Annotated in this window: 20 protein-coding genes and 5 pseudogenes; 8 read left to right on the forward strand and 17 right to left on the reverse strand. The window is 68.9% G+C overall.

Annotated elements, in window-relative coordinates; all coding sequences use genetic code 11:
* Window positions 1–294: 294 nt before the first annotated feature.
* Both AB0F38_RS27550 and AB0F38_RS27555 read right to left on the reverse strand, forming a co-directional pair.
* Window positions 295–1,545, reverse strand: a complete 1,251-nt coding sequence (locus AB0F38_RS27550) for a plasmid partitioning protein (protein ID WP_361898806.1) — start codon at window positions 1,543–1,545, stop codon at window positions 295–297.
* Entirely contained in the window at window positions 1,542–2,699 is a 1,158-nt protein-coding gene (locus AB0F38_RS27555; protein ID WP_361898808.1) for a ParA family protein, read from the reverse strand. Before AB0F38_RS27555 ends, AB0F38_RS27550 begins: the two co-directional genes overlap by 4 nt.
* Before the next feature lie 284 nt (window positions 2,700–2,983).
* Between AB0F38_RS27555 and AB0F38_RS27560 the strand changes: the two are divergent.
* Window positions 2,984–3,920 (forward strand): annotated as a pseudogene (locus AB0F38_RS27560) (L-threonylcarbamoyladenylate synthase).
* A gap of 18 nt (window positions 3,921–3,938) precedes the next feature.
* Here the strand turns inward: AB0F38_RS27560 and AB0F38_RS27565 are convergent.
* From AB0F38_RS27565 to AB0F38_RS27575, 3 genes and pseudogenes are all read right to left on the reverse strand, one after another.
* On the reverse strand, window positions 3,939–4,583 hold the full coding sequence (locus AB0F38_RS27565) for a carbonic anhydrase (RefSeq protein ID WP_361898811.1): 645 nt from the start codon (window positions 4,581–4,583) through the stop codon (window positions 3,939–3,941).
* 686 nt (window positions 4,584–5,269) lie between these two features.
* Window positions 5,270–5,497: pseudogene (locus AB0F38_RS27570) on the reverse strand (IS1380 family transposase); the annotation flags it as partial.
* 156 nt (window positions 5,498–5,653) lie between these two features.
* Window positions 5,654–6,061, reverse strand: coding sequence for a DUF6193 family natural product biosynthesis protein (locus tag AB0F38_RS27575; RefSeq protein ID WP_361898814.1), 408 nt, complete (start codon window positions 6,059–6,061; stop codon window positions 5,654–5,656).
* Window positions 6,062–6,127: 66 nt separating this feature from the next.
* Here AB0F38_RS27575 and AB0F38_RS27580 point away from each other — a divergent pair, with 66 nt between their 5' ends.
* From AB0F38_RS27580 to AB0F38_RS27595, 4 genes are all read left to right on the forward strand, one after another.
* Complete coding sequence (locus AB0F38_RS27580) at window positions 6,128–6,460, forward strand: transposase (RefSeq protein ID WP_361898816.1); 333 nt, start codon at window positions 6,128–6,130, stop codon at window positions 6,458–6,460.
* A 494-nt stretch (window positions 6,461–6,954) separates the two neighbouring features.
* The gene (locus tag AB0F38_RS27585; protein ID WP_361898819.1) at window positions 6,955–7,140 is read left to right on the forward strand and encodes a hypothetical protein; all 186 of its coding nucleotides are present in this window, start codon (window positions 6,955–6,957) and stop codon (window positions 7,138–7,140) included.
* A gap of 323 nt (window positions 7,141–7,463) precedes the next feature.
* A complete protein-coding gene (mobF, locus tag AB0F38_RS27590) occupies window positions 7,464–11,363 on the forward strand; it encodes a MobF family relaxase (protein WP_361898822.1) in 3,900 nt (1,299 codons plus the stop codon).
* A 22-nt stretch (window positions 11,364–11,385) separates the two neighbouring features.
* On the forward strand, window positions 11,386–11,631 hold the full coding sequence (locus AB0F38_RS27595; RefSeq protein WP_361898825.1) for a hypothetical protein: 246 nt from the start codon (window positions 11,386–11,388) through the stop codon (window positions 11,629–11,631).
* A gap of 144 nt (window positions 11,632–11,775) precedes the next feature.
* On the opposite strand, the gene AB0F38_RS27600 is transcribed toward AB0F38_RS27595, so the two are convergent.
* Window positions 11,776–13,104, reverse strand: coding sequence for a hypothetical protein (locus AB0F38_RS27600; protein ID WP_361898828.1), 1,329 nt, complete (start codon window positions 13,102–13,104; stop codon window positions 11,776–11,778).
* A gap of 11 nt (window positions 13,105–13,115) precedes the next feature.
* Complete coding sequence (locus AB0F38_RS27605; protein WP_361898831.1) at window positions 13,116–13,874, reverse strand: hypothetical protein; 759 nt, start codon at window positions 13,872–13,874, stop codon at window positions 13,116–13,118.
* 60 nt (window positions 13,875–13,934) lie between these two features.
* On the opposite strand from AB0F38_RS27605, the gene AB0F38_RS27610 reads away from it, so the two are divergent.
* Window positions 13,935–14,765 carry a glycosyltransferase family 2 protein gene (locus AB0F38_RS27610; RefSeq protein WP_361899014.1) on the forward strand — a complete coding sequence of 277 codons (831 nt, stop codon included), beginning with the start codon at window positions 13,935–13,937 and terminating at the stop codon, window positions 14,763–14,765.
* A 5-nt stretch (window positions 14,766–14,770) separates the two neighbouring features.
* On the opposite strand, the pseudogene AB0F38_RS27615 reads toward AB0F38_RS27610, so the two are convergent.
* The 4 genes and pseudogenes from AB0F38_RS27615 to AB0F38_RS27630 form a co-directional block, all read right to left on the reverse strand.
* A pseudogene (locus tag AB0F38_RS27615) lies at window positions 14,771–15,355 on the reverse strand (NAD-dependent epimerase/dehydratase family protein); the annotation flags it as partial.
* Window positions 15,356–15,473: 118 nt separating this feature from the next.
* A complete protein-coding gene (locus AB0F38_RS27620; RefSeq protein ID WP_361898834.1) occupies window positions 15,474–15,920 on the reverse strand; it encodes an NUDIX domain-containing protein in 447 nt (148 codons plus the stop codon).
* A 253-nt stretch (window positions 15,921–16,173) separates the two neighbouring features.
* Window positions 16,174–16,359, reverse strand: coding sequence for a hypothetical protein (locus AB0F38_RS27625; protein ID WP_361898837.1), 186 nt, complete (start codon window positions 16,357–16,359; stop codon window positions 16,174–16,176).
* Window positions 16,360–16,469: 110 nt separating this feature from the next.
* The gene (locus AB0F38_RS27630; protein ID WP_361898840.1) at window positions 16,470–16,763 is read right to left on the reverse strand and encodes a hypothetical protein; all 294 of its coding nucleotides are present in this window, start codon (window positions 16,761–16,763) and stop codon (window positions 16,470–16,472) included.
* An 81-nt stretch (window positions 16,764–16,844) separates the two neighbouring features.
* On the opposite strand from AB0F38_RS27630, the pseudogene AB0F38_RS27635 reads away from it, so the two are divergent.
* Window positions 16,845–17,179, forward strand: a pseudogene (locus AB0F38_RS27635) (ISAzo13 family transposase); the annotation flags it as partial.
* A 107-nt stretch (window positions 17,180–17,286) separates the two neighbouring features.
* On the opposite strand, the gene AB0F38_RS27640 reads toward AB0F38_RS27635, so the two are convergent.
* Complete coding sequence (locus tag AB0F38_RS27640) at window positions 17,287–18,297, reverse strand: helix-turn-helix domain-containing protein (RefSeq protein ID WP_361898843.1); 1,011 nt, start codon at window positions 18,295–18,297, stop codon at window positions 17,287–17,289.
* A gap of 273 nt (window positions 18,298–18,570) precedes the next feature.
* Between AB0F38_RS27640 and AB0F38_RS27645 the strand changes: the two genes are divergently transcribed.
* Complete coding sequence (locus AB0F38_RS27645) at window positions 18,571–19,335, forward strand: M23 family metallopeptidase (protein ID WP_361899017.1); 765 nt, start codon at window positions 18,571–18,573, stop codon at window positions 19,333–19,335.
* Between the two features lie 441 nt (window positions 19,336–19,776).
* Here the strand turns inward: AB0F38_RS27645 and AB0F38_RS27650 are convergent.
* From AB0F38_RS27650 to AB0F38_RS27670, 5 genes and pseudogenes are all read right to left on the reverse strand, one after another.
* Window positions 19,777–20,016: pseudogene (locus AB0F38_RS27650) on the reverse strand (DDE-type integrase/transposase/recombinase); the annotation flags it as partial.
* Window positions 20,017–20,054: 38 nt separating this feature from the next.
* Window positions 20,055–20,267 carry an IS3 family transposase gene (locus AB0F38_RS27655; RefSeq protein ID WP_361898846.1) on the reverse strand — a complete coding sequence of 71 codons (213 nt, stop codon included), beginning with the start codon at window positions 20,265–20,267 and terminating at the stop codon, window positions 20,055–20,057.
* Window positions 20,268–20,397: 130 nt separating this feature from the next.
* The gene (locus AB0F38_RS27660) at window positions 20,398–20,703 is read right to left on the reverse strand and encodes a transposase (protein WP_361898849.1); all 306 of its coding nucleotides are present in this window, start codon (window positions 20,701–20,703) and stop codon (window positions 20,398–20,400) included.
* A gap of 636 nt (window positions 20,704–21,339) precedes the next feature.
* Complete coding sequence (locus tag AB0F38_RS27665) at window positions 21,340–22,779, reverse strand: NF041680 family putative transposase (protein ID WP_361899020.1); 1,440 nt, start codon at window positions 22,777–22,779, stop codon at window positions 21,340–21,342.
* Window positions 22,780–22,968: 189 nt separating this feature from the next.
* Window positions 22,969–23,559 (reverse strand): SMI1/KNR4 family protein, encoded by a 591-nt coding sequence (locus AB0F38_RS27670; RefSeq protein ID WP_361898852.1) that lies wholly within the window; start codon window positions 23,557–23,559, stop codon window positions 22,969–22,971.
* Window positions 23,560–23,679 lie beyond the last annotated feature (120 nt).

A 23,679-nucleotide genomic window follows, 5' to 3' on the forward strand; every position in this document is an offset into this window, starting at 1 on the left:
TGTCGGTGGCGATCTCGAAGCTGAGCTTCGCGTCCTGCACGTCCCGACGCTGAAGTGCGCGATAGAGCTGTTCCAGCACGCAAACTACGTACGCGTCACGGTCCACCGCCCCGGCCGGGAGGCCCGCGTTGTTCAACACCGCAGAGTTCTGACCTGGTCGACCCACGTTCCCTGGATGCGGGGAAGGCCTTGCTTCTCTCCGGCTGTCCATAGGCGCCTCAGCGTCGCCCCTGCTACTGAAATGCAGAAGGTGCGCCGAGGTCTGCCGACCCCCCGGCGCACCCATCAGTGCCCTCACACGTATGCGTGGAGCTCCTCGATCAGCTGCGTGAGCTGCTCGGGAGGAAGTCCGGACGCGATGGTCCGCGCCTGTTCCTCGACGGACGCGCCGAGCTGGCGCACCAGCAGCAGGCTGCGTTCGTCTGCGGATTCGGGCACCTCGTTTCCCTGGTGACCCATGGTCTCGGACGGAGGCATCAAGGCGTTGCCCTTGTTGTCCGCGGACAACAAGGGAGCGGGGACGGACACGGCCGCAGCCGGTGATGTTGGCTCGGCGGCATCCGTGTTGTCCGCGGACAACACAAGCGCCTCAACCGGGGCGGGATTCGTCCGAGCCGCCTTCCGAGCTTGAACGGGCTGGGCAGCCTCGGTCTCGGCTGCTGTGTTGTCCGCGGACAACATGGACCCCAGGGCGGGGGAGTGGCTCACCGGTTCCGCGTTGCCGGCAGGCGATACGGAGGGCTGTGCAGCAGCGGTCTGCTTGGCTCGCTGCAGCAGGAGCTTCTCCTCCTCACGCGCGCGGACCTCTTGCTCCCGAGTCTCCTTGAGGTGGGCCAGCAACTGGGCTCCGTCGAGTCCAGGCTCCTCTTTAAGCCGCCGCGCGAGCAGGCGGCCATCACGCTCAGGGAGCGACCCTGCGCTGAGCATCGCCTGCAGCTCGGCGGGGAGTTCCAGGAGAGCGAGCTGGTTTGTGATCCAGGAACGGTCACGCCCGAGCCGCTTGGCCGCCCGCGTACGGGCACCCTTCTCCGACTCCTCGCTGCACACCCGCACGAGCTCGAGGACGCCGCGTGCACGCTCGACGACGTCGAAGTCCTCCCGCTCCAGGTTCTCCTTGAGCAGGTGGTCGACGAATTCCTCACGGGAGGCAGCCAGGTCATCGCGTACGACGAAGTCCAAGGACTCCAGGGCTACGTGGACCGCGCTACGGAACCGCCGCTCACCATTGACCAGGACGTAGGCGGAGTCACCGATCTGTGCTTCGTGTTCAGGCCAGAGCCGCAGGTACGCGGGACGGGACACGGCGACGCACGCTGCGAGCTGTGCGACGCGCAGCTCCTCACCGAAGCGGGTGAGGTCTTCCTCCGAACCGAAGTTGCGACGAGGATTGAGCGGCGTCGGCGCGACATCATCCAAGGGCAGGCGCCGCAGCTCGTACGCCGGAACATCGCCCTGCACTATGGCCTTCGCCCGGCCACGGGCACTGCGGCCGCGCGGCACGCCCCCGAAGGACGAGCCTGTGCCAAGCCGATCGGCGACGCTCATGACATGACCTTCCGAGCGATGGCGCGCATGACCTCGGACTGCTCGCACTCCGGGGCGTAGAACAGCAGGGGCTGCTTGAGCCGCACCGACTCTCGTTGTTCCTTGAGCTCAGGCATGACGCCGACGACCGGCGGATCGCCGATCTCTTTCCAGCTGTGGAGCGACGACGTGGCGATGTAACCCTTGCGGCTGTCGTACATGTTGACGATGAACCCGAGCATCGAGATCTCGACCTCCATGTCCACGCTCAGGTCCTGGATCTGGTCGTAGAGCATGTCGTACGCGTCGGCGGACGAGTCCTCCGCGAGCACGGGGATGAAGATGCCGGACAGGTGAGGAGCCTCGCCTTCGCGTGTGCGGCAGTAATACAGGGCGGTGTCCATGGTGTACCCGAGGCTGGGCGGGCAGTCGACCACGATGTAGTCGAACTCCTTCTCCAGCGGCTCCAGAGCCTTCTCGAGGGCCGTCTCCTTGATACGGACGAAGCGGCTGGTAGCGAGCTTGGCGTCCAGCAGGAACGCGTCCTTGCAGGCCGGCAGCATGAACAGGCGCCCCCTGAAGGCACCGTCCTCTATCGGGACGAGCAGTTCGCGCAGCTCTCCCCTCGCCTCGCCCAGCATGTGCTTGGCCAGACTGGGGGCTTCGATGTCGAACAGGTCGTACCCGAGCTGTTTGGTGAGGTGGCCCTGGGGGTCGAAGTCGATGAGCAGGACACGGTTACCTGCCTCGGCCAGCGCCTGCGCGACACCGGAGGAGGTCGCGGTCTTGCCGACCCCGCCTTTCTGGTTACCGAAGATGAGCCGGCGGGCCCAACTGGGCCGCGTTGCGGGGCTACGGGGGGAGGGGTGGGTGTCGAGCCACAGACGGATTGCCTGGGCGATGCCTTGGTTGAAGGGGAGGCCGCGTCGCTTGCAGTCGTCCTTGAACTCCCCGTACAGCCCGGCGGGGAGATAGGTGGAGAACGAACTTCCTCCCGTCGTGTCCACGGGGGAGCGCTCGGCCTCATCTGCACGCCATGCTTGTACGCCTTCGGTCACGGCGTCCTTGATGTCGACGCCGAACTCAGCTGCTCTGACCTTGAGTTCCTGCCGCAAGGCCGCCGGCAACTTGGCGACTACCTTTTCCCTGTTATCGGGGGAGTATGGGACGGTCATGCGGTTACCTTACTCACCTCGTTGCGGCCTATGGTGCAGGCGGGGGCGAGAATCTGCGGCGTGTCACCTGGATGGGGGAGGAATGCCTCAAGCGGCTCGTTTTGAGGTGATGGGTGAATTGGGCGTTAGGGAGGCAATGTCGGATTCGGTGAAAGTGTGTCAGAACTGGACTTGCTGCTGATAGAACAGCAGGTCAGTCGGTCTGCTCCTCGCATGCGCGGGGATGGTCCCGCCTTCGGGTCCCGAACCGCCTGAGTCCTCAGCTGCTCCCCGCACGTGCGGGGATGGTCCCCGGCTCCGGTGACGCGCATGAATCTGCCGCGTCTGGTCGGGTTCTTGTTGTCCGCGGACAACAAGAACCCGACCTCCGGTTCGCCAGGTCCGCAGTCCGTCCGCCCTCCCACCCGCTGATCGTCCACATCGCTGCCGCGGAGCAGCTCGACGACTGGGTTGCGGAGGTGCCGGCGGCCGCGCGCCTGCTGGCCGAACGCTTCTGGCCAGGGCCGCTGACGCTGGACCTGCGGCGCGGGCACCGGGTGCCGTTGGAGGCGACGGGTTGGCTGGAGACGGTGGCCGTGCGTATGCCCGACCACCCCTGTCGCTCTGGCGCTGCTGTCGGCCTTCGGTGGCGGCATCACGGCCCCGTCCGCCAATCGGTTCGGTTCGGTCAGCCCCACCACGGCGGACCATGTCCGGGCGGAGCTCGGCAACGCCGTCGACTTGATTCTGGACGGCGGCTCCTGCCAGATCGGCGTCGAGTCGACCATCGTCGACGTCACGGGAGAGATGCCGAGCATCCTCCGGCCCGGCGGGGTGACGCGAGAGGACCTCGAGGCGGTGCTGGGACACTCGGTCGCGGATCCGTCCACAAGCGGTGTCCGGGTGCCGGGTCAGCACTCGTCGCACTACGCGCCGCGTGCGCGGATCGTTCTGGTCGAGCTGGAGAAGGTCGTCGCCGAAGCCGAGACTACGCGGGAGGCGGGGCAGCAGGTGGGCGTGCTTCTCCCGTCCTCGCTCGCCGACATCGAGGTGAAAGCGCACGCCGTGGTGGCCCTGCCCGGTGCGCTGGACGCCTACGCGCACGGGTTGTACGGGCTCCCGCGCGAGCTCGACCAGCAGGGGTGCGACCTCATCGTCGCGTCCCTGCCGGTGGAGGAAGGGCTGGGGTTGGCGATCGCCAACCGGCTTCGCCGGGCTGCGGGGCTCCGCACTCCCGTGTGAGCGGCCACGGCGAGCCTGTCAGGACGCGGCGGGGACCGCCGCATCAAGGCCGCGGGTGGCGACGAGCTGGGCGCTGCCGTCGGCCAGGCGGTAGGACAGTCCCACCACGGCGAGGCGGCCGGCAGCCACCGCGTCGGCCAGGACGCGGGAGCGCTCCAGGAGCAGGTTCACGGTGTGCTCGATGTGCTCGGCAAGGATCTCTTCGGGCTTTTCGCGTCCGGCGGCACGGGCGGCCAGCACGCTCGGGGTGACTCGCTCGACGATGTCGCGGACGAAGCCGCCCGGCGTCTGCCCGTTCTCCAGCGCAGAGCAGGCCGCAGCGACCGCGCCGCACGAGTCGTGGCCGAGGACGACGACCAGCGGCGCGTTCAGGACGCTCACCCCGAACTCGATCGAGCCGAGGACTTCGGTCCCGGTGACATGCCCGGCGGTGCGCACCACGAACAGGTCGCCCAGGCCGCGATCGAAGATGATCTCTGCGGCCAGCCGGGAATCGGAGCAGCCGAACATCACGGCGAACGGCTTCTGGGACGGTGCGGTCGCGGCACGGCGAGCGACGTCCTGGTTCGGGTGCTCGGGGGTGCCTGCGACGAAGCGCTGGTTGCCGGCCATGAGCAGCTCGAAGGCGTCGCGGGGTGTCGGAGTCTGGGTGATCTCAGTCATGGCTGCAGCCTACGAGGCGGCACCTGCCGGCCGTCGCAGCGACCGGTCCCGCCGGACGGCGCCGGCCGCGGTGTCACCCCGAGGCGCAGGGCGAGGGCGGTCTCGATGCGGAACCCGGTGCAGTGGCCCGGCCCCGTACGGGTCCCCAGCTGTCGGTTCGTCTTGCACACCGGCACAACGAGCGGGCCGCAGCTTGCGCTGTCGGCCGATCGGGCCGTGCTCCGAGTCCGGCAGAGGGTCAGGGCTCAAGCGGCTTCGCGGTGGCCAACGGCTGGCGTGGGCCGGCTGGAGCCCGGAGTGGTCGCGCCGGTCGGCGCACAGGCCGTGCATGTCACCCCATGCCCGCCGCAGGATGTCGTTGTTCCCGTCGTGCCATTCGAGCTGCCGCGGGAGAGTCTTCTCGTACGTGCCGATGGCGAGGATCAGTGCCTCGGGCACGTGCAAAAACAGTGCATCGAGCACGTGCAGGATCAGGGCAGCGTCGGCGGACTTCTCCACCCGCCGACGAGTTCAGCAACGCGCTGCTTGGTTGGTGGTCTCCTGCACGCGGGCGATGGCGAATGCGGCTAGCCTCGCCGGTTCGGTTGCCGTGACGGGCCGCTGATCGTCGTCAACTCGTGGGTGTTCGCGTTGTTTTCGTTGCGCGGGCATGCGGAGGTGCCAGCGCGGGGCCAGAGTCTCCAAGGCACCGCCAGATCGGCGGCGACCCGACCCGGATCGTGACCGGTCCCGCGCGGCCGCAACGGCCGCAGCACATCGCCGTACGCAGCCGTCAACCCAGTCGCATAGGCGAGATCCGCCAGCAACCGCGCTCCGGCATGCCCGACCACCCCCGACCCGTCAGCGGTGACGTGAATCCTGGGACGCGACCCGATAGCCTGCACGTGGAAGGTGCCTTCCGCTTGGCACGACAGAACCCCTAGACAAGGTTCATCGTCCCAGGTCAAAAGGCACTTTCGCGTTACTGGCCACCAACTGGACCCGCCCCAACCGAAACGGCGAGGCCAGGGCCCGTCTTCAAAGCCGTTTAGGGCCCCGATTTCTGCTTGCGCCAGGCCGGTGAGCCCGCCCTACTTGCTGTCTCGTGCCTTCTCGTAAGCGGCCAGTTCCCCCGCATTGCCGATGAAGGCCGGGCCGCAACGTGGCGGCAGGCGATCGATGACCATCGCTACTGCGGCCTGCGCGCTGTCCGTCTCGGCGATCCGAGGGCTGCTCCGATGCGGTCCTTCGACGTAGTACCGGCCGTCTCTCAGCGTGCCGATGTACGGGATGTCCCAGGTGTAATCCACCTCCGTGCACCTGCTGAAGTGCAGCTCCCACATACCGGTCCAAGGGGAGAGCTGGCGAAGCAGCGGTTCGGCATGCGCTACCCGCGCGAGCTTTGCAAACGGTTCCAGAAGCGGTGACGCTTCCGGCCGGAACGGTTCGCCGTAAGTACTCAGGACCTTGTGCCAGGCTGCGTCGACGATGTTGGTCATACCGCGATTGTGCGGGGCCCTTTCGGCGTTGTCATCAAAGATCATCCGCCAGTGGGTCATGGTCGGATGCAGAGACATGAACTCACCGATCAAGACTGGGATTTACTCGCTCCGCTCATACCCTCGGCCTCGACTGGCCGGCCCAGGGTGGACGACCGGCGGGTCATCAATGGGATGGTGTACAAGATCCGCACGGGCCTGCCGTGGCGTGACCTGCCCGACCGCTACGGGCCGTGGCAAACGGTCTACACTCGCTTCCGCCGCTACGCGTTGAGCGGCGTCTTCACCCAGGCCGAGCCAGAACCCGTTCTCATGAACAAAGCCACGGCGACGACGAACAGGTCGATGGAGCGGGCGACGAGCACGGTGGCCGGGTCTTTCTGTTGGTGGAGAAGGTGAAGCGGCGGGCTGGCGTAGGCAGGCCGTCGGGCCGAAGAGAGCGGTGAGCAGGTCGGCCCCGTCGGAGGCGGCGCGGACTTCGAGGTGGAGGTCCTGGCCGTCGAGGTGGAGACGGAAGGCGAAGAACGGACAGCACTGCTGCTCGGTTGCGGCCAGCGCGGCGACGTCTCCGGCCCGCGCGGCGGGGAGGCTCAGGCGGAGCCCGTCCGGGATCTCCTGGCGTACGGCGCCGCCGAGGAACTGGTGCCACTGGGCGGTGCGCTCGCCGAGCCCGTTGCCGGTCAGCGAGCAGGCGACCGGCGCGGTGCGCCAGGACTCGGTGTTCTCCGCGGCCTGGCGGCTTGGCGAGAGCACGACGTCCACCGCTTGGCCGCACCGATGAACGCCAGGCGGTCCACCGCCTCCTCGCCGTACACGCGGTATCCGGAGGCGGTGCGGTCGGCGGGCACTACCGGCCGCTCCAGCGCGACGTCCTCAGCAGTCAGGACGCGGCGGTGAGGTTTCAGGCGTCCTACGAGGGCTCCGTCTCTACCGATCCGGAGGAGCCGACAGCGGCCACCGTCGCGGGCCTGCTCGCCGCCGGGCTCCTGGTCCAAGCCGATGACGGCACCGCCGTCCTGGCCGACGACGTCCGCTACGGCCTCCGCCTCACCGACGCCGACGACGCCAGCACCTACTGACACACCTCATGGCAGAACCACTGACATCCAGTGGCGGACTCCGCTGACGTCCCGATGGCAGACGACACGAGGCGGTGACGGTCGTGGCCCCGGCACTGGTACCTACGGGGGCTGGGCAGGCCGGATCAGCCGGATGCGCGCGTGGTCGCCGGCCGGTGGGTGTGCCGCTGGGCTGTTGTCCGCGGACAACAGCCCAGCGGCACACCCACCGGCCGTAGGATCTGTAAGATCCGGAATGGATGGACAAAGGTACGTCCCCTCCAGGACATACACGGCAGAGCTGCTCGTTGGACGACAGGGAGTAGGGGGGAGAGGCAGCGCGGATGGCCTGGGTCAGTCGGATCGTGGACATGGAGCAGGTCGAGTACCGCCTCTCCGGGAACGCCGGCTGTTACGTGCGCCTTGACGGCCAGGAGGCCGATGATGCCGCCGAGTCCCCCACCGACCCTCAGCTCCACCACCGGATGACTGCCCTCCAGGACAGCGGTCTGGTCTGGCTCGGTGCAGGCCTGACCGAAGTCGGGCTGGTCGCCGGCACGTCTCTGGACGAGGCCGGCAAGCGGGCGGCACGGGCGCTCGCCAACGGCGTGCACCCCCGGACCGGCGAGCTGCTCGTCGGAGCCGAACTGCGTGCCCATCCTGCCGCTCAGCTCGTTGGCGCTCGATTGGTCGAGGCGATCGAGCATGCCGCGATCGCCGCCGGCGTCGAGCCGAAGGACCTCCTGGCCGGTACCCCGAAGCAGCTGAAGAAGTACGCCACCCTGGCGCGCATGGTGAACGCTCGAGGCGAGCAGCACCAGCTGCAGGTCGACTCCCTCCACCGGATCGCCCGGGCCGCCGGCATCGACCTGGCCGACGTCTACGACGCGGAGGGACTCGCACGGGCCCGCGCCCACGAGAGGGACCGCGTCAACGTCCGGGTCCGCGCCTACGACCTCGTCGCCGACCTCCCCAAGAGCGCATCCACGCTGTGGGCCCTGCTCGGTCCTCGACGGGAGGCCGACTTCCGTGTCCTGGTCCACGAGGCCAAACGCGAGGCGTTCGCCGAGCTCGAACGATGGATCGGCTACAGCGTGGCGAGCGAGTTGGGGGAGCGGCGCCGGATTGCCACCGGCGGGCTGCTCGGATGGAGCGTGGAGCACCAGTCCGCCCGGCCGGTCGACGACACCCCCGGAGACCCGCATCTGCACGTTCATCTGGTCGTCGCCAACATCGCCCGATGTGAAGACGGAGCCTGGCGTGTCATCGCCAACGGTGGCATGGACCTGCACCGCCATGCGCGAGCCTTCGACGCCCTTTTTAAGGCCCGCGTCCGCGCTCTGGCGAGCGAGCGGTTCGGAGTGCGGTACGAGCGCGACGGCCGTACCCGGGCCTGGGAGGTCATGGGTATCCCGGCCGAACTGCGCACGCACTACTCCCGCCGCGCGGCCCAGGTCGACGCGCTGGCAGGAGCCGGCGCCGGCCGCGACGAGAAGCTCCGGGTCTCGGCCGAGACCCGGCACGCCAAGCACGACGAGGGAGACATCGACCTGCACGCCCACTGGCGTCAGCGCGCGGTAGCTCTCGGCATCGACGTCGACGCGATGATCGCGGCTGCCGCTCCTGGCCCTGGGCCGTCCGGCGGGCTTACGGCCGGCGGATCACCCGGCCCGAAGATCCCGCCGCCCGCCGCGATCGCCCGCGACGTCTTCGACCCCGCGCACGGGCTGACGAGCAGCGCCAAGGACTTCCGGCGCGCCGAACTCCTCGCGGCCGTCGCCAACGCCTGTTCGTACGGCCTCGAAACGACCGCGCTCGACAACCTGGCCGAGCAGGTTCTCGCCGTACCCGGCTACGCCGAGCCTCTCCCGCACCGCGGCTCGACCACCATGAGCAACACCGACCGCTACACCACGCGCGACATCCTCGATGCCGAGCAGATCATCGTCGACCAGGCCCGCTCCCGGTACGCGAGCGGTTCAGCCCAGCTGACGGGGGACCAGGCTGCGGCCGCGCTTGGGGTTTTCGAGGTCGCCTCCGGGTTCGCGCTCGATGGCGTGCAGCGTGCCACCGTTCAGAGGCTCCTGACCGCCGGCCACGGTGTCGATGCCGTCATCGGCGCCGCCGGAGCCGGGAAGACGTCGCTGCTGGAGGTCTGCCGCATCGGTTGGGACGCCGTCGGCATGACCCACGCGGGCGCCTCTTCCTCCGCTGTGCTCGCACAGAATCTGTTCGAGGGCACCGGCATCCCCGCGCGCACAGTGGCCTCCTGGCTGCAGGGCATCGACAGCGGGGAGGGCCTGCGAGGGATCGACGTACTCGTGCTCGATGACGCGGTTCTGACCGACGACCGTTCTCTGGCGCGCCTGCTGACCGCGGCCGCCGCCACGGGCACGAAGGTCATCGGAGTCGGCGACCCCCAGCAGCTTCGGGCGCTCGGTCCAGCCGGTGGACTCGAGGAGATCCACCGGCTCGTCCGCGGCGTCGTGCTGCACAGCAACCGCCGTCAGAAGGACGCCGGCGAGCGCCTGGCCCTGGAAGCCTGGCGGGACGGCGCCCGGGACAACGCGTTGCGCATGCTCGCCGTAGGCGGCCGTGTGCACGCCACTGACACCGCCGAGCAGGCGCACACGGAGATCCTGGCCGCCTGGAATCAGCAGCGCCGCCGATGGTCCGCTCCGCATGACACGGTCGCGAACCTCGTCCTGCTGGCCGCGCGGAACGCCGACGTGGACACCCTCAACGCAGGAGCTCAGGCCATCAGGAGCGCCGCCGGTGAACTCGGCGCCACCCACACCTACGCCCGTCCGCGCGGTGAGCAGATCACCCTCGCCGTCGGCGACATCGTCCGCGTCCGGCAGGACGGTTCCCGAGGGCGGCGCGGCACCGGTCCGGATCCCCTGAGCGGGTACCGCGCCGTCGTCACCGCCCTCGACGGCGAGCACAACGTGCAGATCACCTGGAGGCGTGAGTACGGCGTCCATGGCCAGGCATGGCTGAGCCCGGGGCAGGTCGGGCACGGCGCCCTGGCGCTGGGTTACGCGATGAGCGTCTCCGCTTCCCAGGGGCTCGCTGTCGAGACATCGCTGCTGTACGGGCTCGGAGCCGACGCGTACACGTTGTACCCCGCCATCACCCGGGCCCGCAGCGAGAATCACCTGTGGCTGGCCACAGCGGCGTTGGAGTACGAGGAGGCCCAGGTCAGGTCAGGCGAACCAGGCAGCGAGACCGACCGCCTCAACCGTGCAGTGCGCGCCTGCGCGGCCCTGCTGAAGCAGGTTCGTCCGGAGTCCATGATCAGCGACCAGTTGCGCGCTGTTCCGGAGCCTGTGCCTGTGGCCGCAGGTGACCTGCAGTTTCCCACGTGGGACGACCGGGCGGCCCGGCCGTACGGTGCTGTGACCGATACAGAGCTCGCGGTGAAGGCAGCCGAACTGACCCGGCGGGCAGCGGCAGCCGACCGGAGGGCGAGCGAACAGGCTCGAGCGTCCATCGACGGCGTTGCGGACGTGGCCCAGCACTCCGGCCGGTATATCGCCGGCAACGCGAGAAGGCTCATCGATGCGGCAGACCGGCTGATCCGCCAGGCACACCATGAGGCCGATGCGGCGGAGCGCGCCCGCGCCGCCGCTTCCGGCGCGCGCGACGTCTGCGCCAGCCTGCAGCGGGCCACCGGACGCAGCCGCATCGCCTTGCGCCTCGCAGGCACCTCCCGGACAGAGCAACAGCAACTCATCGCCCAGTACACGCAGCAGGCCGAGGCGGCGGACCGCGAGCACGAGACGTCCGCCCGGGCCGCAACTGAAGCCCGGCGTGAAGCAGCGCGGATCCTGGAGTCCTCCCCGTACACGCAAGCGCTGCGCGATCAGGCCACGGGAGGCATGAGGTCAGCAGTCGTACGGATCGAGGAGCTGGAGGTGATGAGGCAGCAACTTCCTGCCTTGGCCCTGCAGATCGACAACCACCGCGCCGAGGCAGTCCGTGCAGCACGCACTGCCGCCGTTGATCTGCGCGCCCGTGCCGAAACTCTTCGTACCGACGCAGGGGGCATGCAAGCGGAGCGTCAGCTGCGTCGCCGAATTGCCGAGCAAGCGCCGCTTCAGCACCGCGTAGAGGCGCATCTACGGGACCAGTTCACGGTCCACCGCCAGGCGCAGCTCGCTGCTCAACGGCCCCACGCCGTCCGACACTCACCACGTGACGCGCTACCTCGCATTCCCGGTGGCCCGGGCGTCAGCATGTGAACGCAGGCCGTATCAGGCGGCGATGCTGTTCGACGCCGAGATCGACCCCTACTGGGAGGACGCCCGGAGCTTCCTCGGCGACTTCTACAACGAGATCCTCCACCAGGACACCTGCCAGCCCGCTACCGTCGAAGTCGGCGGCCGCCCAGCGTGCTGGGCCCCAGCCAAGCTCGACGAATGGTTCCAGGACGCCCAGAGCCCGCTCGAACTCCGCTGTCCTGCACAGCTTGCGCGCGGCCGCACGCGCGCAGGACCACGCACCCCTTGAAGCTGCCCGGACCAGCAGCTCTACGTGGCCCCCGCGATCAGCATTCGGGCTGGACGGTAGAAGCGCAGCTGTACAGCGCACGCGGATATCCGCGAAGCAGTCCGGCGAGGTGGGCGGACCTGGTAGGGGAGCCGGTCGATCGGTTCAGGCGGCGGTCGGATGCCCGGCGGCCTTGCCGGTGGCGTCCCGGCGCATGGCGGTCATGCCCAGGTCCGCCATGCGGGGCACGAAGGCGACGTCGAGTTCGTCGACCGGGTGGATCAGGCCCCGCTCGCAGGTCTCCGCCAGCCACACCGTGCAGCCAGCGGTGGGGTAGGCGGGGTTGACCCCGATTTCGCCCTTGGGGAGGAACCCGTTGAACGGCGTCGCTATTTGGTGGACATTCCAGTAGTTCCACGCCCGAAGGGCCTTGGCCTGCTCAAAGGCGAGGTACAGCTGCGGATAGCGCTGAAGGATCCGCATCTCTCGGAAGAGCGTCTGCCCCAGCAGAGACGGCGTGGCCTGGGCAAGGCTGTCGAAGTCCTGCTCGTGGAAGGTGAAGGTGGTTGCGTCCTGGCCGTGGTCGAGCGCCAGGGCGGTGAAGAGGTGGGAGAGACGGTCTCGGGTGTACTGCGCTGCTTCGGGGGCGAGAGAGGGCTCGATGTCGGCGATCAGCTCGTACAGGCGCTGGTGGTCGGGGTGGAAGCGGGACAAGTCGAACAGCTTGCCCATGCCGCTGACGGCGGAGAACGCCAGACGCTTGTAGAGGAGGTTGTTCATCTCTCCAGCCCTCGCATATGTCTTCGTCTCGGTGCTGGTGGAGTGGAGCATCAGGTACTCCGACAGCACCTCGAAGTACACGTAGCCCAGGAATGGCAAGGCTGGGACGGTGGCGGCGAGGCGGTCCACGAACACGTCCGGCGCCGTCCTGTGCCCGGCGGCGCCTGCCACCAGCGTGTCCAGGAAGGGGGCGGCCGTACGGATTTGGTGCACCGCTTTTGTGCGGAGCTGGGTGTCCTCTGCCTCGGTGAGGAAGCTGCGGTGATCGAGATAGGTGTGCAGGTGGACGCGGCCGAGTCGCAGGTAGTCGATGCCCCTGGCGGGCGCCGGGCTGGTGGGCGCGATCTCGATCATCAGCGTTTGGGCGTGCGGTTTGGTCCGCAGCAGGTAGGTGCCGAGGTTGTGCGGGCGCAGGCCGTCGGGGGTCTCGGTCAGTGGCGCGCAGTACAGCGCGGCGAGCAGGCAGCCGGAGGAGGCGTAGAGCTGTCCGCTGGAGCGGATGGCGTCCAGCGCCGTCGTGGTGTGCATCAGGTGGATCGGCCGGCCGCTGGTGAGTACTCCCGTCATGGCGTTGTGCGCGAGCAGGTGGCCGCCGGGGGTGTCGTGTTGCAGGTATCGGCGCCAGGCGTCTTCGCTCTCGGCGCACCCGGCTGCCATGGGCCGGGTGTGGGGGCTGGTGTAGTCGGTGTGGGCGTCGTCGAGTTCGGTGTCCACGAGGAGGTCTCCTACTGGCCGTGGGCCAGGCTCTGACGGGCGGTGGTGAGGGCGTCGTGGTGGGTGGCGCCGTCGAGGGCGGCTTGCTCGCTGCGTACGACGAGTGCGAAGGCGGCTGGGGGCAGCCAGGCGGGCACCGGGGTGCGCAGTCGGGTCAAGTCGGGCCACCACTGCTGGAGCGGTAGGCGGTAGCGATCCAGGCAGTCGGCGGCCTTGAGGACATCGACGAGGTGCGGGGCGGCCTGGTAGACGCGTTTCTGCTGGGCGGTGAAGTCGCCGTAGGGCACGTCGTGGACGGCGATCGCTTCCGTCGCCCGGTGCAGCGCGACCGCCGCCACCGGGCGGCTCATCGCACCAGTGACCGTGTCGGTGTGGTGGAGGAACCAGGATGCGGCGCGCCGCCCGTGCCCGGCATCCGCCCGGTCGTCGCGTCGTCGGCAGTCGTGGACCGCCCCGGCGGCACACACTGCCGCGACGTCGTCGTCTTCCAGCCCGTACTCCTGGGCGAGGAGGGCGGCGAGCAGGCTGACGCGGGCGTTGTGGAGGATGCCGTGGTTGGAGTCGGCCTGGCGCTCGGTGGTGAACCAGGATCTGGCCGGTACGAGCATCAGGCCTGGGCGTGGGAAGCTGGGCGCGGCGTCGAAGTTCACCGGCCGGTTGTCCGCGATCCACTGAAGCGTCATCTGGTCCATCGGCTGATGGGCGGGCAGTCGGCGCTGGGCAGCGAGTTCCTGGAGGCAGGCGCGGCCGGGCACAGTCCGATCGGTCATGGCTTCCTTCACACAGAGAGGTACGGAGCGGGCGTGAAGCTGGGCGTGGCGATTCTGACGATGGGCACGCGGCCCAAGGAGCTGGCGGAGCTGCTGGCCTCGGTCCATGCGCAGACGGCTCCGGCGGTGCGGACGGTGGTGGTGGCCAACGGGTGTGCGATGCCCGATCTGCCGCCGTGGGTCGAGACGGTGCAGCTGGAGGAGAACCTGGGGGTGACCGGCGGCCGCAACGCCGCCCTGGAGCACTTGGGGGACATGGACCTGGTGCTGGACCTGGACGACGACGGGCTGCTGGTCGCCGACGACGTATTCGCCACGATCCTCGCTCTGTACGCGGCAGACCCACGGCTGGGGATCGTCGGGTTCCGTATCGCCGACGAGACCGGGGTGACCCAGCGCCGCCACGTGCCCCGGTTGCGGGCCGGTGATCCCATGCGCGGCGGACTGGTGACCGGCTTCCTCGGCGGTGCCCACGTGCTGTCCACGAAAATGCTGGCCCAGGTCGGCCCGTGGCCGGACGCCTTCTTCTTCGCGCACGAGGAGACCGACATGGCCTGGCGGGCGATCGACGCCGGGTGGACGGTGCTGTACGCGCCGCAGTTGCTGCTCCAGCACCCGCGCACCTCTCCGGCCCGCCATGCGTTCTTCTACCAGGTCAACGCCCGCAACCGGGTCTACCTGGCGCGCCGACACCTCCCGGCGGTGCTGGTGCCCGTCTACCTGGGGGTGTGGGTGGCTTTGACGCTGGCCCGTACCCGCAGTCTGGGCGGGCTGCGGGCCTGGTTCGGCGGGTTCGTCGAGGGCTGGCGCACTCCGTGCGGGCGCCGGAAGCCGATGCGCTGGCGCACCGTGATCCGCCTCGCCCGCCTCGGCCGTCCCCCCGTGATCTGACGTCCTCACGCAGCGTCCCGGGCCTCGGCGTGCAGCCATGCCGGGATCGCCTCGGGGGTGTGCTCCAGCCACGTGAGGTAGCGGCGCACGCCGTCCTCGATGTCCACGCGCGGCGCCCAGCCCAGCACCTGGCGCATACGGGTGGTGTCGGCGCAGGCGCCGAGCGGGTCGCCCTGCGGGCGGGGGGTCTCGACGATTCGCGCCCCGGGATAGTGGCCGAGCACGAGGTCGGCGACCTGCCGGATGGAAGTGGCGCGGCCGGTACCGACGTTGAGCGTGGTGCGGTCCGCGCCCTCGGTCACGGCCGCCAGCAGGGTCGCCTCCGCGATGTCGTCGACGTGCACGAAATCGCGGACCTGTGATCCGCCGCCGTTGAGATGCAGCGGCAGGCCGAGCGCGGCCCGCATCGCGAACCAGGCCACCACCCAGCTATGGCTGTTCTCCTTGACCACCTGCGGTTCTCCGTAGACAGAGAAGTACCGCACGATCGCGTACGAGTCGCCGACCCCGCCCAGGGTCAGGGCGGTCTGATGCTCGCCCCACAGCTTGGTGTTGGCGTAGACCGACGTCGGCACCAGCGGATCGGTCTCCTTCCATGGCGGGAGGCGCCACTGCTCCGGTCGTCATATGCTCCGCGCGCCTGCGGAGAGCCCGGCAGGAGCGGGCCCCCAGCCGTCGCTACGCCCGGCTCCGCAGCCACCTGATCGGCTACTCCCACCCGTGTTCCGTGAGCGCCCCGTCGCCTTCCAGGTAGGCCAGGAGCCCCTTCTCCGGGTACTCGATGATGTCCTCGGGCAGTTCGTGGACGCTGAACCATTCCAGCCCGAGGCACTTCTCCGGTTCCCTGTTGACGGGCTCTCCGCTCCACTCGGTGGCCTCGAAGAAGAAGCCGAGCCGTTCGACTTCGGCGCTCTGGCGGTGGTGCACCACGTGCACCATCCGCAGGTGCGCGGGGTCGACCGTCACGCCGGTCTCCTCCAGCAGCTCGCGGGCGGCCCCGGCTCGCAGGGGTTCGCCCTGGTCGAGCTTGCCCGAGGGCATGTGCCAGCGGCCGTAGCCGTACGGGCCGCCGCGCTGGGAGAACAGCAGCTTGTCGCCCGCGCGCAGGAGGACGTGGGTGTCGATGACGGGTTCTGCGAGTGGTTCCGGTGTCATGGTCCCTGGGATGGTGTCGACTGCGGTGCAGCAGCCGACGCTATCGACGATCCGGGGACCGCGTCGGCGATTGTGGCCGCAACCTCCGTCGGGGTGACCTCACCGGTATTCACGACGAGCACCCTCACACCCGCCCCCGGCCGGGGGCGATGCCAAGGGGCGGGAGGGTCTCGCGGGCCCGCGCGAGCATCGGCTCCACAGACGGCCTCAGGACCACGCGAGACTCCCTCCGGGACTGTCAGCCGCCTCGGGGTCAGGAGTCGGGGTGCGCGTCCGTCTGAAGCGTCCACGCGGCCCCCGGGCAGCCTGCCGGAAGGGGAGGGAAGCGGTGCCCCTTCACGTCGGTGCTCCAGTGGTGGCCCGCGCCGCAGTCGCACTCGTAGATCCCGCTCTCCGGCACAACCTCGCCCGGATGCCACGACGTCTGTCCCTCGCTCATGTTCTCTGTGTACGACGCCCCGTCGTAGGGCGCGAGTCCGGGAGCGCCGCCCGGCATGCTGTGACCGGCGCGGAGTCGCACCCTGGAGGGATGAGCGGGCTGATAGTCATTCACCGCCTCTTCCCCACGGGCGGCCGGCAGGTCACCATCCGCGGCAGATCGCCGGACTCGCGGGCGGCCAGCCTCGCGTCGGCCGCCTGCCGGGCGGCCCGGTCCGCGGCTGTCCGGCGCCGATAGTAGAAGCTCGAGCAGCTGACGCCGAGGATGCTGCAGAGCCGCTTCACGCCGTAGCGGCGCTGGAGGTCGGCGACGCACTGGAAGCGGTTCAGAGGACCCGCAATTAAACTACTGCCGGTTTTGGCTGATACCTCGGTGATGCCATGCAGTTGGGCTGTTGTAGCCATTGCGGATGAAGTCCTGACGGTGCTGGATACGAGTTCGCGGTGGTGCTGCCGCATCTGGACGAGCGGCAGCGCCGTCTGTATCTGGCTTCCGAGGCGGAGGCTCTGGGGCATCGGGGGATCGCGGCCGTGGCCAGGCTGGCGGAGGTCTCGGAGTCGACTGTGACACGAGGGCGTGCGGAGCTCGCGGTCCTAGCAACAGCGTTGGGGCGGATACGCAGACCGGGCGGCGGGCGCAAGTCCGCTGCCGAGCGCGACCTGGTCTGCTCGCGGCTCTCGAGTTGCTGATCGAGCCGCGTGCGGTGGGTGATCCGGTGTCCCCGTTGCGCTGGACCACCGCCTCGCTGCGGGACTTGTCCCAGGAATTAACCGTTGCTGGTCATCCAGTCAGTGCTCCGGTGGTCGGCGGTCTGCTGCGTGCGACTCTCAGCAAGCCAGGTCAGGTGTCACCTATCCGTGCAGCAGTCCCAGATGATCATGCCGCCCGAGAAGGCCACCACTCAACCTGACAACGCCAGGACAGGGCCTACCGTCGGCCGGGGCGACCGACGTCCTCCTGAAGATGCCCGAGCAGGTGCTGGCCACGTGGTGTCAGCCGGTGGGTGACGTACATTCCGGCGCGTTCGCTCGCGACCAGTCCGGCGTTCCTGAGAACGGTCAGGTGACCGCTGACCGACGACGCCGGCAGGGCGAGGCGAATCGCCACGCCACCCGTGGTGCGGGTGGTCGCCAGGGCCGTCAGCACCCGTGCGCGGTTCGCTCCGAGCAGCCGTGCCAGGGCGGCGTCCTCGTGCACCGCGTGCGGCTCGTCGAGGTGCAGGGGATAGACCACGACGGGAGGCAGCCCGGGGTCGGCGATCGCCACGGGCCGCGTGTGGCAGAAGAAGGACGGGACCAGACGCAGCCCCCGCCCCCGCAGGCGCAGGGTGACGTCCTGGGGGTAAGCGGCGCTGAGGACCGGCTCGCGCCACACGAACGGCGTGAACGAGGCGAACACCGCCCCGAGTCCCTCCCCGAGCGCTTCCATCCGGCGCGCCCGGTCGGCCGCGCCGGCCGCCTCGACCTCGCTCCAGTCGGGTGCGAGCAGGCCGCCGTGGACCGTGCCGACGGCGGCCACGACGTCGTCGAGCAGCGCACGGTCGCCGGCCGCCAGCCGTCGCGTCCAGGCAGGCAGGGGCCGGTGGCGGGACGCCTCGCGCATCTCACGTTCCAGCCGGGCCCGTGAGGTCTCCCGCAGCACGCGCAGTCCGGCGGCGAGTCCCTCCTCCGACTCGGCGGGGGTGAGGAAATCCGGCCAGTAGGAGGCGTCGGACGGGGCGAGATCGTGCAGCAGGCGGAACGCGCCCCGTACGTCCGGCTGCCGGGCGCGCCCACGCGCCCGGTTGCGCCACAGACGCAGCCGGGCCGGGAGCCGGTCCGCCGAGGTGGTCAGTACGTGCAGTCCGAGGACGGCCTCCCACATGGGGTCGGGTGAACGGGCGAACCGCACGCGGAGGAAGTCGGCGGGGGTGAAGTGGATACGCAGCATTCCGGCCATGTGAGGTATGAAACAGCGTTGGGGCGCCCGTTGGAAGGCCCGCTCCGGGCTCCGCGGTGCGGACTGCCTGCGCCTTTCGACTGGTACGGAAAAGCCCTCCACCCTGGCATGAACACGCTCATACACTCGGCTCCGCGACGCGAACCGTCACGCGTGCGCACGCGTTCTCCGGCCGGCTCTCTCCCCAGTCGCCGGCCCCACCTCCCGGAAGGGCCCCGTGCCATGTCATTCAGACGCCTCCTGTCCGTCCTCCTCACCAGCGTCCTATGGGCCATGGGCCTCGTCGCCCTCACCGCCGCACCGGCGCAGGCGGCACCGAACTTCAAGGCGCCCTACCCCTGCGGCCAGCAGTGGACCTACAGCCACCACTCGGCCGAAGTCCGCCTTGCTCTCGATTTCATCCGCTCCGACGGCGGCGCCACCTCGGGAGCCCCCGTCCTGGCCTCCGCCTCCGGCACGGCCTACCGTTACTACGAGGCTGGCGGCGCCGGCAACTACGTCGTCGTCGACCACGGCGGCGGCTGGAAGACGTACTACTTCCACCTGAACGCCTTCTCCATCAGCCACGGTCAGGGCGTCGCCCAGGGCCAGCAGATCGGCACCACCGGCTCCACCGGCGCGAGCAGCGGGGCCCACCTCCACTACGAGCAGCTCTACAACGGAGTCGGGCAGACCATCCAGATCAACGGCACCTACCTCTCCCCGTATCCGAGCTCGTACTACCAGAAGTACCTGACCAGCGACAACGGTTGCTCCGGCAGCGGCAAGTACTGGGTGGACACCTTCGCCGACGCACCCGGCTACGCCTCGCCCACCAGCACCACGCAGACGGGCACGCTGTATAAGGGCACCAACTACGTGTACTGCAAGGTCTGGGGCCGTGAGATTCGCGACGGCGCCGGCAACTACAACCACTGGTGGCTGCGCACCGACCTCGACGTGGGCCCCGCCAACCAGTACATCTCGGCGTACTACCTCTCGCGGTGGGGCAACGACCAGGCTCGGGACAACAGCGGAAACATCATCCGCGACTGCTGACCCGGCCGGCCCGCGCACGCGGGACAGCACGGGAGGGGGCGGCCCGCCGGCCGTACCGGCGGCCCGCCGGCCGTACCGGCGGCCCGGCCCCCGTACGGCGGCCTCCCCGCGTCCGACGTGCGGGCGTCGCCTTCACCACGTCATGCGCTCGGCCGCGGTTCCACACCCCGGTGACGGACCCCCTTCGCGCGGACACCGCCCCTCCCCTCCGCGATGGCGCCTGTGTTCACGTGGTCGCCCGCGGAACACGTGACACTTCCAGCCCACCCCGCCTCCCCACAGGACGGCCCGCCGTCTCCCCTCCTCACCTGGAAGATTCCCATGGATCTCAACAACCGACCCCGCAAGACCCTCGCCTGGAAGACCCCCGCCGAGCCCTCAACGAGCACCTACTAGCCCTCCAGGAAGCTGGTGTTGCGACGACCGGTTGAGTCCAAGCTCGCTTCCGCGATCACTGTGGACCACGCATCCGGGCTCCAGGCTGCCACGCCCGGCCGCCATCCGCAGGGCAGCGACCGGCAGCTCGGCGCGGTGGTGATCGGCCATCGCCCAGCCGACCACCTCCCGCATCGCAAGATCGATACAGGTCGCCAGATACAACCTCCCTACCAGCGTCACGAGTTCGGTCATGTCGCCGACGAGCCGCATCCCCGGCCGGGGCGCGGTGAAGTCCCGCCCGATCAGGTCGAGCGCGAACACCGCCCGCTTCGCCTGCCGAGTCAGCCCCCACGCCGACGGCGAGTGATCCCGACGATCCGGTGCTTGCGCATCAGCCGCTCGACCTTCTTGGAGTTCACCACCCGCCCGGCCCGCCGCAGGGCAGCGTGGATCCGCGGGCCCCGTAGGCACCGCGAGACCCGGCGTGAAGCACCCGAATCTCGCCCACCAGCACCTCCTCGGCGGCCCGCTCCCGCACCGTCCGGGCCGGCCATGACGCCCTGTACGCGTAGTAGGTGGAACGGGTCACTCCCAGCACATGGCACAGAAACGAAACACTGTGACCTGCAGGATTACCCTCCGACGCCTTCTCCGCATCGATGAAACGACACCGTGCCGCGGTGTCTACCTCATCTTGTCCTGAGCGAAGAAGGCGGTCACTTTTCCCAGAACCTCGATCGTGGCCCCCTGCTCGCGGACCTTCCGCCGCAGCCGGACCAACTCCTCACGCTCCGCAGTGATCAAAGCCCCGGCAGGCCCCTTACCGCGGTCGACCTTCGCCTGCTTCACCCACCCGCGCAGCCCTTCCGGACTCACGCCCAGATCCCTCGCGACCTCGGTGACCGTCTTCTCCGAGGACAACGCCAAGGCGACCGCGTCCCGCTTGAACTCGGCCGTGTACCGCTTGCTCATATTGCTCTTGTTGCTCACTACCTGTGACTGCTTCCTTCGGGACCATCCGTCCCAGTGTCAAGCTGTCCGGCTGGCAAGGGGAACCTCATTACGGCGTAATAATCCTGGCTGGGTGCGGATCCCGGGCGGCAAAAGCTTCATGACGCCGATCCGGTCCAGTGAAGTTCGGTGTGACCGCCGAACTGGAGTGGGTAGGCGAGGCCAGGCTCGGAGTCCGTGATCGCGGGGTCGCTGAGGAAACGGTTGTCGCGAAGACCAGGCGCGGACTGCTGGAAGGGCATCGTGGGGCGCGGAGGGGGAGTGGGCCGTCGCAGCGTCTGTCTGCGCCGAACCTGGGCTGCGGGCCTTGTTCCCGTTCCCGAGCCACGGGGCTTGCACCCTTCTGCCGCGTCACATAGTTCCCCGTGATGAAGCATTGGCTTGCTGTGCTTTGCGAGCGACGCGCAGTCGTGCACCGTCTACGAGTCGGTGCACGTGGGTGGCCTCTTGGACGAGGCGCTTACGCCTCAGGATGCGGGCGGCGCTGGTGATGACCCTCTGTCCGACGGCTGGGGGCGACCTTCGAGGGGCCCTGCTGGCCCCGGCGACACTCCGCTGAGGCTCATCAAGGATTGATGCGACGGGTCGGTGACGGGGGTCTAGCTTGTTCTCTATCTACCAAGATCTGCCGGGTTTGCCGATGGCTTTGAGAGTCTCGGGGCGTTTGGCGGTTTTGCCGACGTCGTAGCGGGTGGCGGGTCGCCGGTTCTTTGAGCCGAGGGGGCGTCCGGGCCCGGTTCCGGTCGGTTGCGGAACACGGGCCGGGCAGGGCAAGTGGGCGCGGATGTTCCTGAACCCACGGCGGACTTGGGCCGGGGTGAGGCTTTCGGGCTTGGCTGGCTTCTCCCAGGGCCGACGGAGATCTGCGGCGAGTGGCCGGGCGAGGCGAAGCTGGGTGTGGGCGACTACCAGGAGCCAGGTCCAGCGGTCCGCTGCCTCGGGAGTGGGCTTCGGGGTGGTCCAGCCGAGCGTCTGTTTTCCGCACCGGAAGGTGTGCTCCAGATCGAACCTCCTGAGGAACACCTGCCAGCACCGGTCCACGTCCGCCGGGACGGCGCCGGTCTTCGAGGACCACAACCACACCGGCGGGGCCTCTCGTTCCTTCGAGAGGTGCTCGACCTTCAACCGGAGCAGGGTGCCTTCGACGATGGGGAGTTCCCCATCATGCTCCAGCCAGGCCGAGCGGTGGGTCAGTCTCGGGTGGACCCGGTCCCACGCCTGGGCTTCGGCCTTCCCGTAGCTCACCGTGTCGGTGGCCGTGGTGATCGCCGGTTCGGGCCAGGTCTCGGGCTTGGCGAAGCGGAACTCCGGCCCGTGCTTGGGCGGCCGGCCATTGACGCCTTGCATCCTCGGTGGTTTCGGCAGACGCATCACCCGGTCACTGCGGATCCGCCCGACCAGCTCGATGGGCAGATCCTGCAGTACCCAGGCCAGACGGGTGACGTCGTAGCCGGCGTCCATGACGATCGTGATGTCCAGGTCTCCGGGCGTCCACTGGCCGGCCGCGATGAGCCGCTCGGCCACGGCCCTGAGCTGGGCGGCGGTGACAGCGGTCGCGTCGTCCTCGGGCCCAAGCCGGACCACGTCCAGGATCCCGGTCCACGACGTGGCACCGGGCTCCAGGACGGCGACGAACGAGTACGGCCAGCCGGGGATGAACTGTGACGCCGACTTCGCCCGCCCGTAGAGGTGGCAGAACAGCCTGGCCGCCGAGCACGGCGCGTCCGACCTCAGCCACGGCGACACATCCACCGCAAGCACCAGACGCCCCCCGTCGAAGCGCGGCAGACGCATGTCGGCCAGCAAGGACCGCAAACTGCCGACGTCGATCCGACCGTGGTTGAGGGCTCCGTACAACGCTCCGTGCCCACGACGATGCTCGGGCACCAGCGTCAGGTCCACCGGCGAGACCACCGGCCCATCAACGCACAGCAGCGCGTCCGTCAACTCGAACAGTTCGTCACGCCGGGCGGTCAGACACCCATAGAACTCGGCCCGGAAGCGTGACGCTTCCGCGAACGCTTCCCTCTGGACAGCATCAGGCAGCAGACTCACCCTCACGGCCTTCGTCTTGGTCACGTGCACCTTGGTTGGATCACAGGATCAGACGAAGGCCGCCTGCGTGTCCGACGAATGCTCAGGTGAGCGACCTAGTGCGAGTCTTCGTTCGATGCTGGATGCCACATCGATCCAAATATGCCGAGGCGAGTACGATCCACCGGGCTCAACAGCGCTTCCGTCTGCTCACCAGTCGATTTCTCCGGCCTCGTCTACGGAAGGATGGGAGACGGCATGGAGCAAGTCGGCCCGATCGTGGTGCTCCATGGCCTTGGCCACCTCGTGGAGCCAGGATCCAAGGCTTGGCCACCCCAGGAAGTAGGCACGGTCGTCGTGCGCAGCGCGGCCAAGGTGGTTGTGCCAGAGGCCTGGGCCCGCCTCCATGAAGTGCTCATCGCCATCGCTGCCGGCGAAGGGGATCCACTGCGTTCCCCACCATGGATTTTCCTGCTCATCTGGGTCGTTCTCGCCTTCCCAGATCTCCATGCGCATCTGTCGCACTTCGGCGATTACATCCGTGGAGTACAGCGGGCCGCACGGCAAAATACCGAGATAGGAAGAATCCCCGTCGTGACACAGCAGTGATGCGCGCAGGTCGGTGGGCAGCCGGACGCCCAACATGACTTCGAGCTGGTCGATGGCATGGGGCGACGCCGGAGGACCAAGCTCTGCGAGTCGAGCGGGCGCATGCTGGGCCAGCCATGCATCGATGCGCTGCCAGGAGGTGGCAACGGGTGGAATCACCGGCGTGATGCCGTTCAGAGGCGGCTCAATCATGAGCTGAAGGGTCTCACTCGGGTTCAGCAGCAGGCTTCGAGGGGATCGTTCTCATGCGCTTGGGCGGGCTGGTAGATAAAGAACAAGCTAGGTGCGTGCCGTTTCCCCAATCTGATTTGC

This window comes from Streptomyces sp. NPDC025273 (assembly GCF_040638585.1).
Taxonomy (GTDB): Bacteria; Actinomycetota; Actinomycetes; order Streptomycetales; family Streptomycetaceae; genus Streptomyces; species Streptomyces cinereorectus.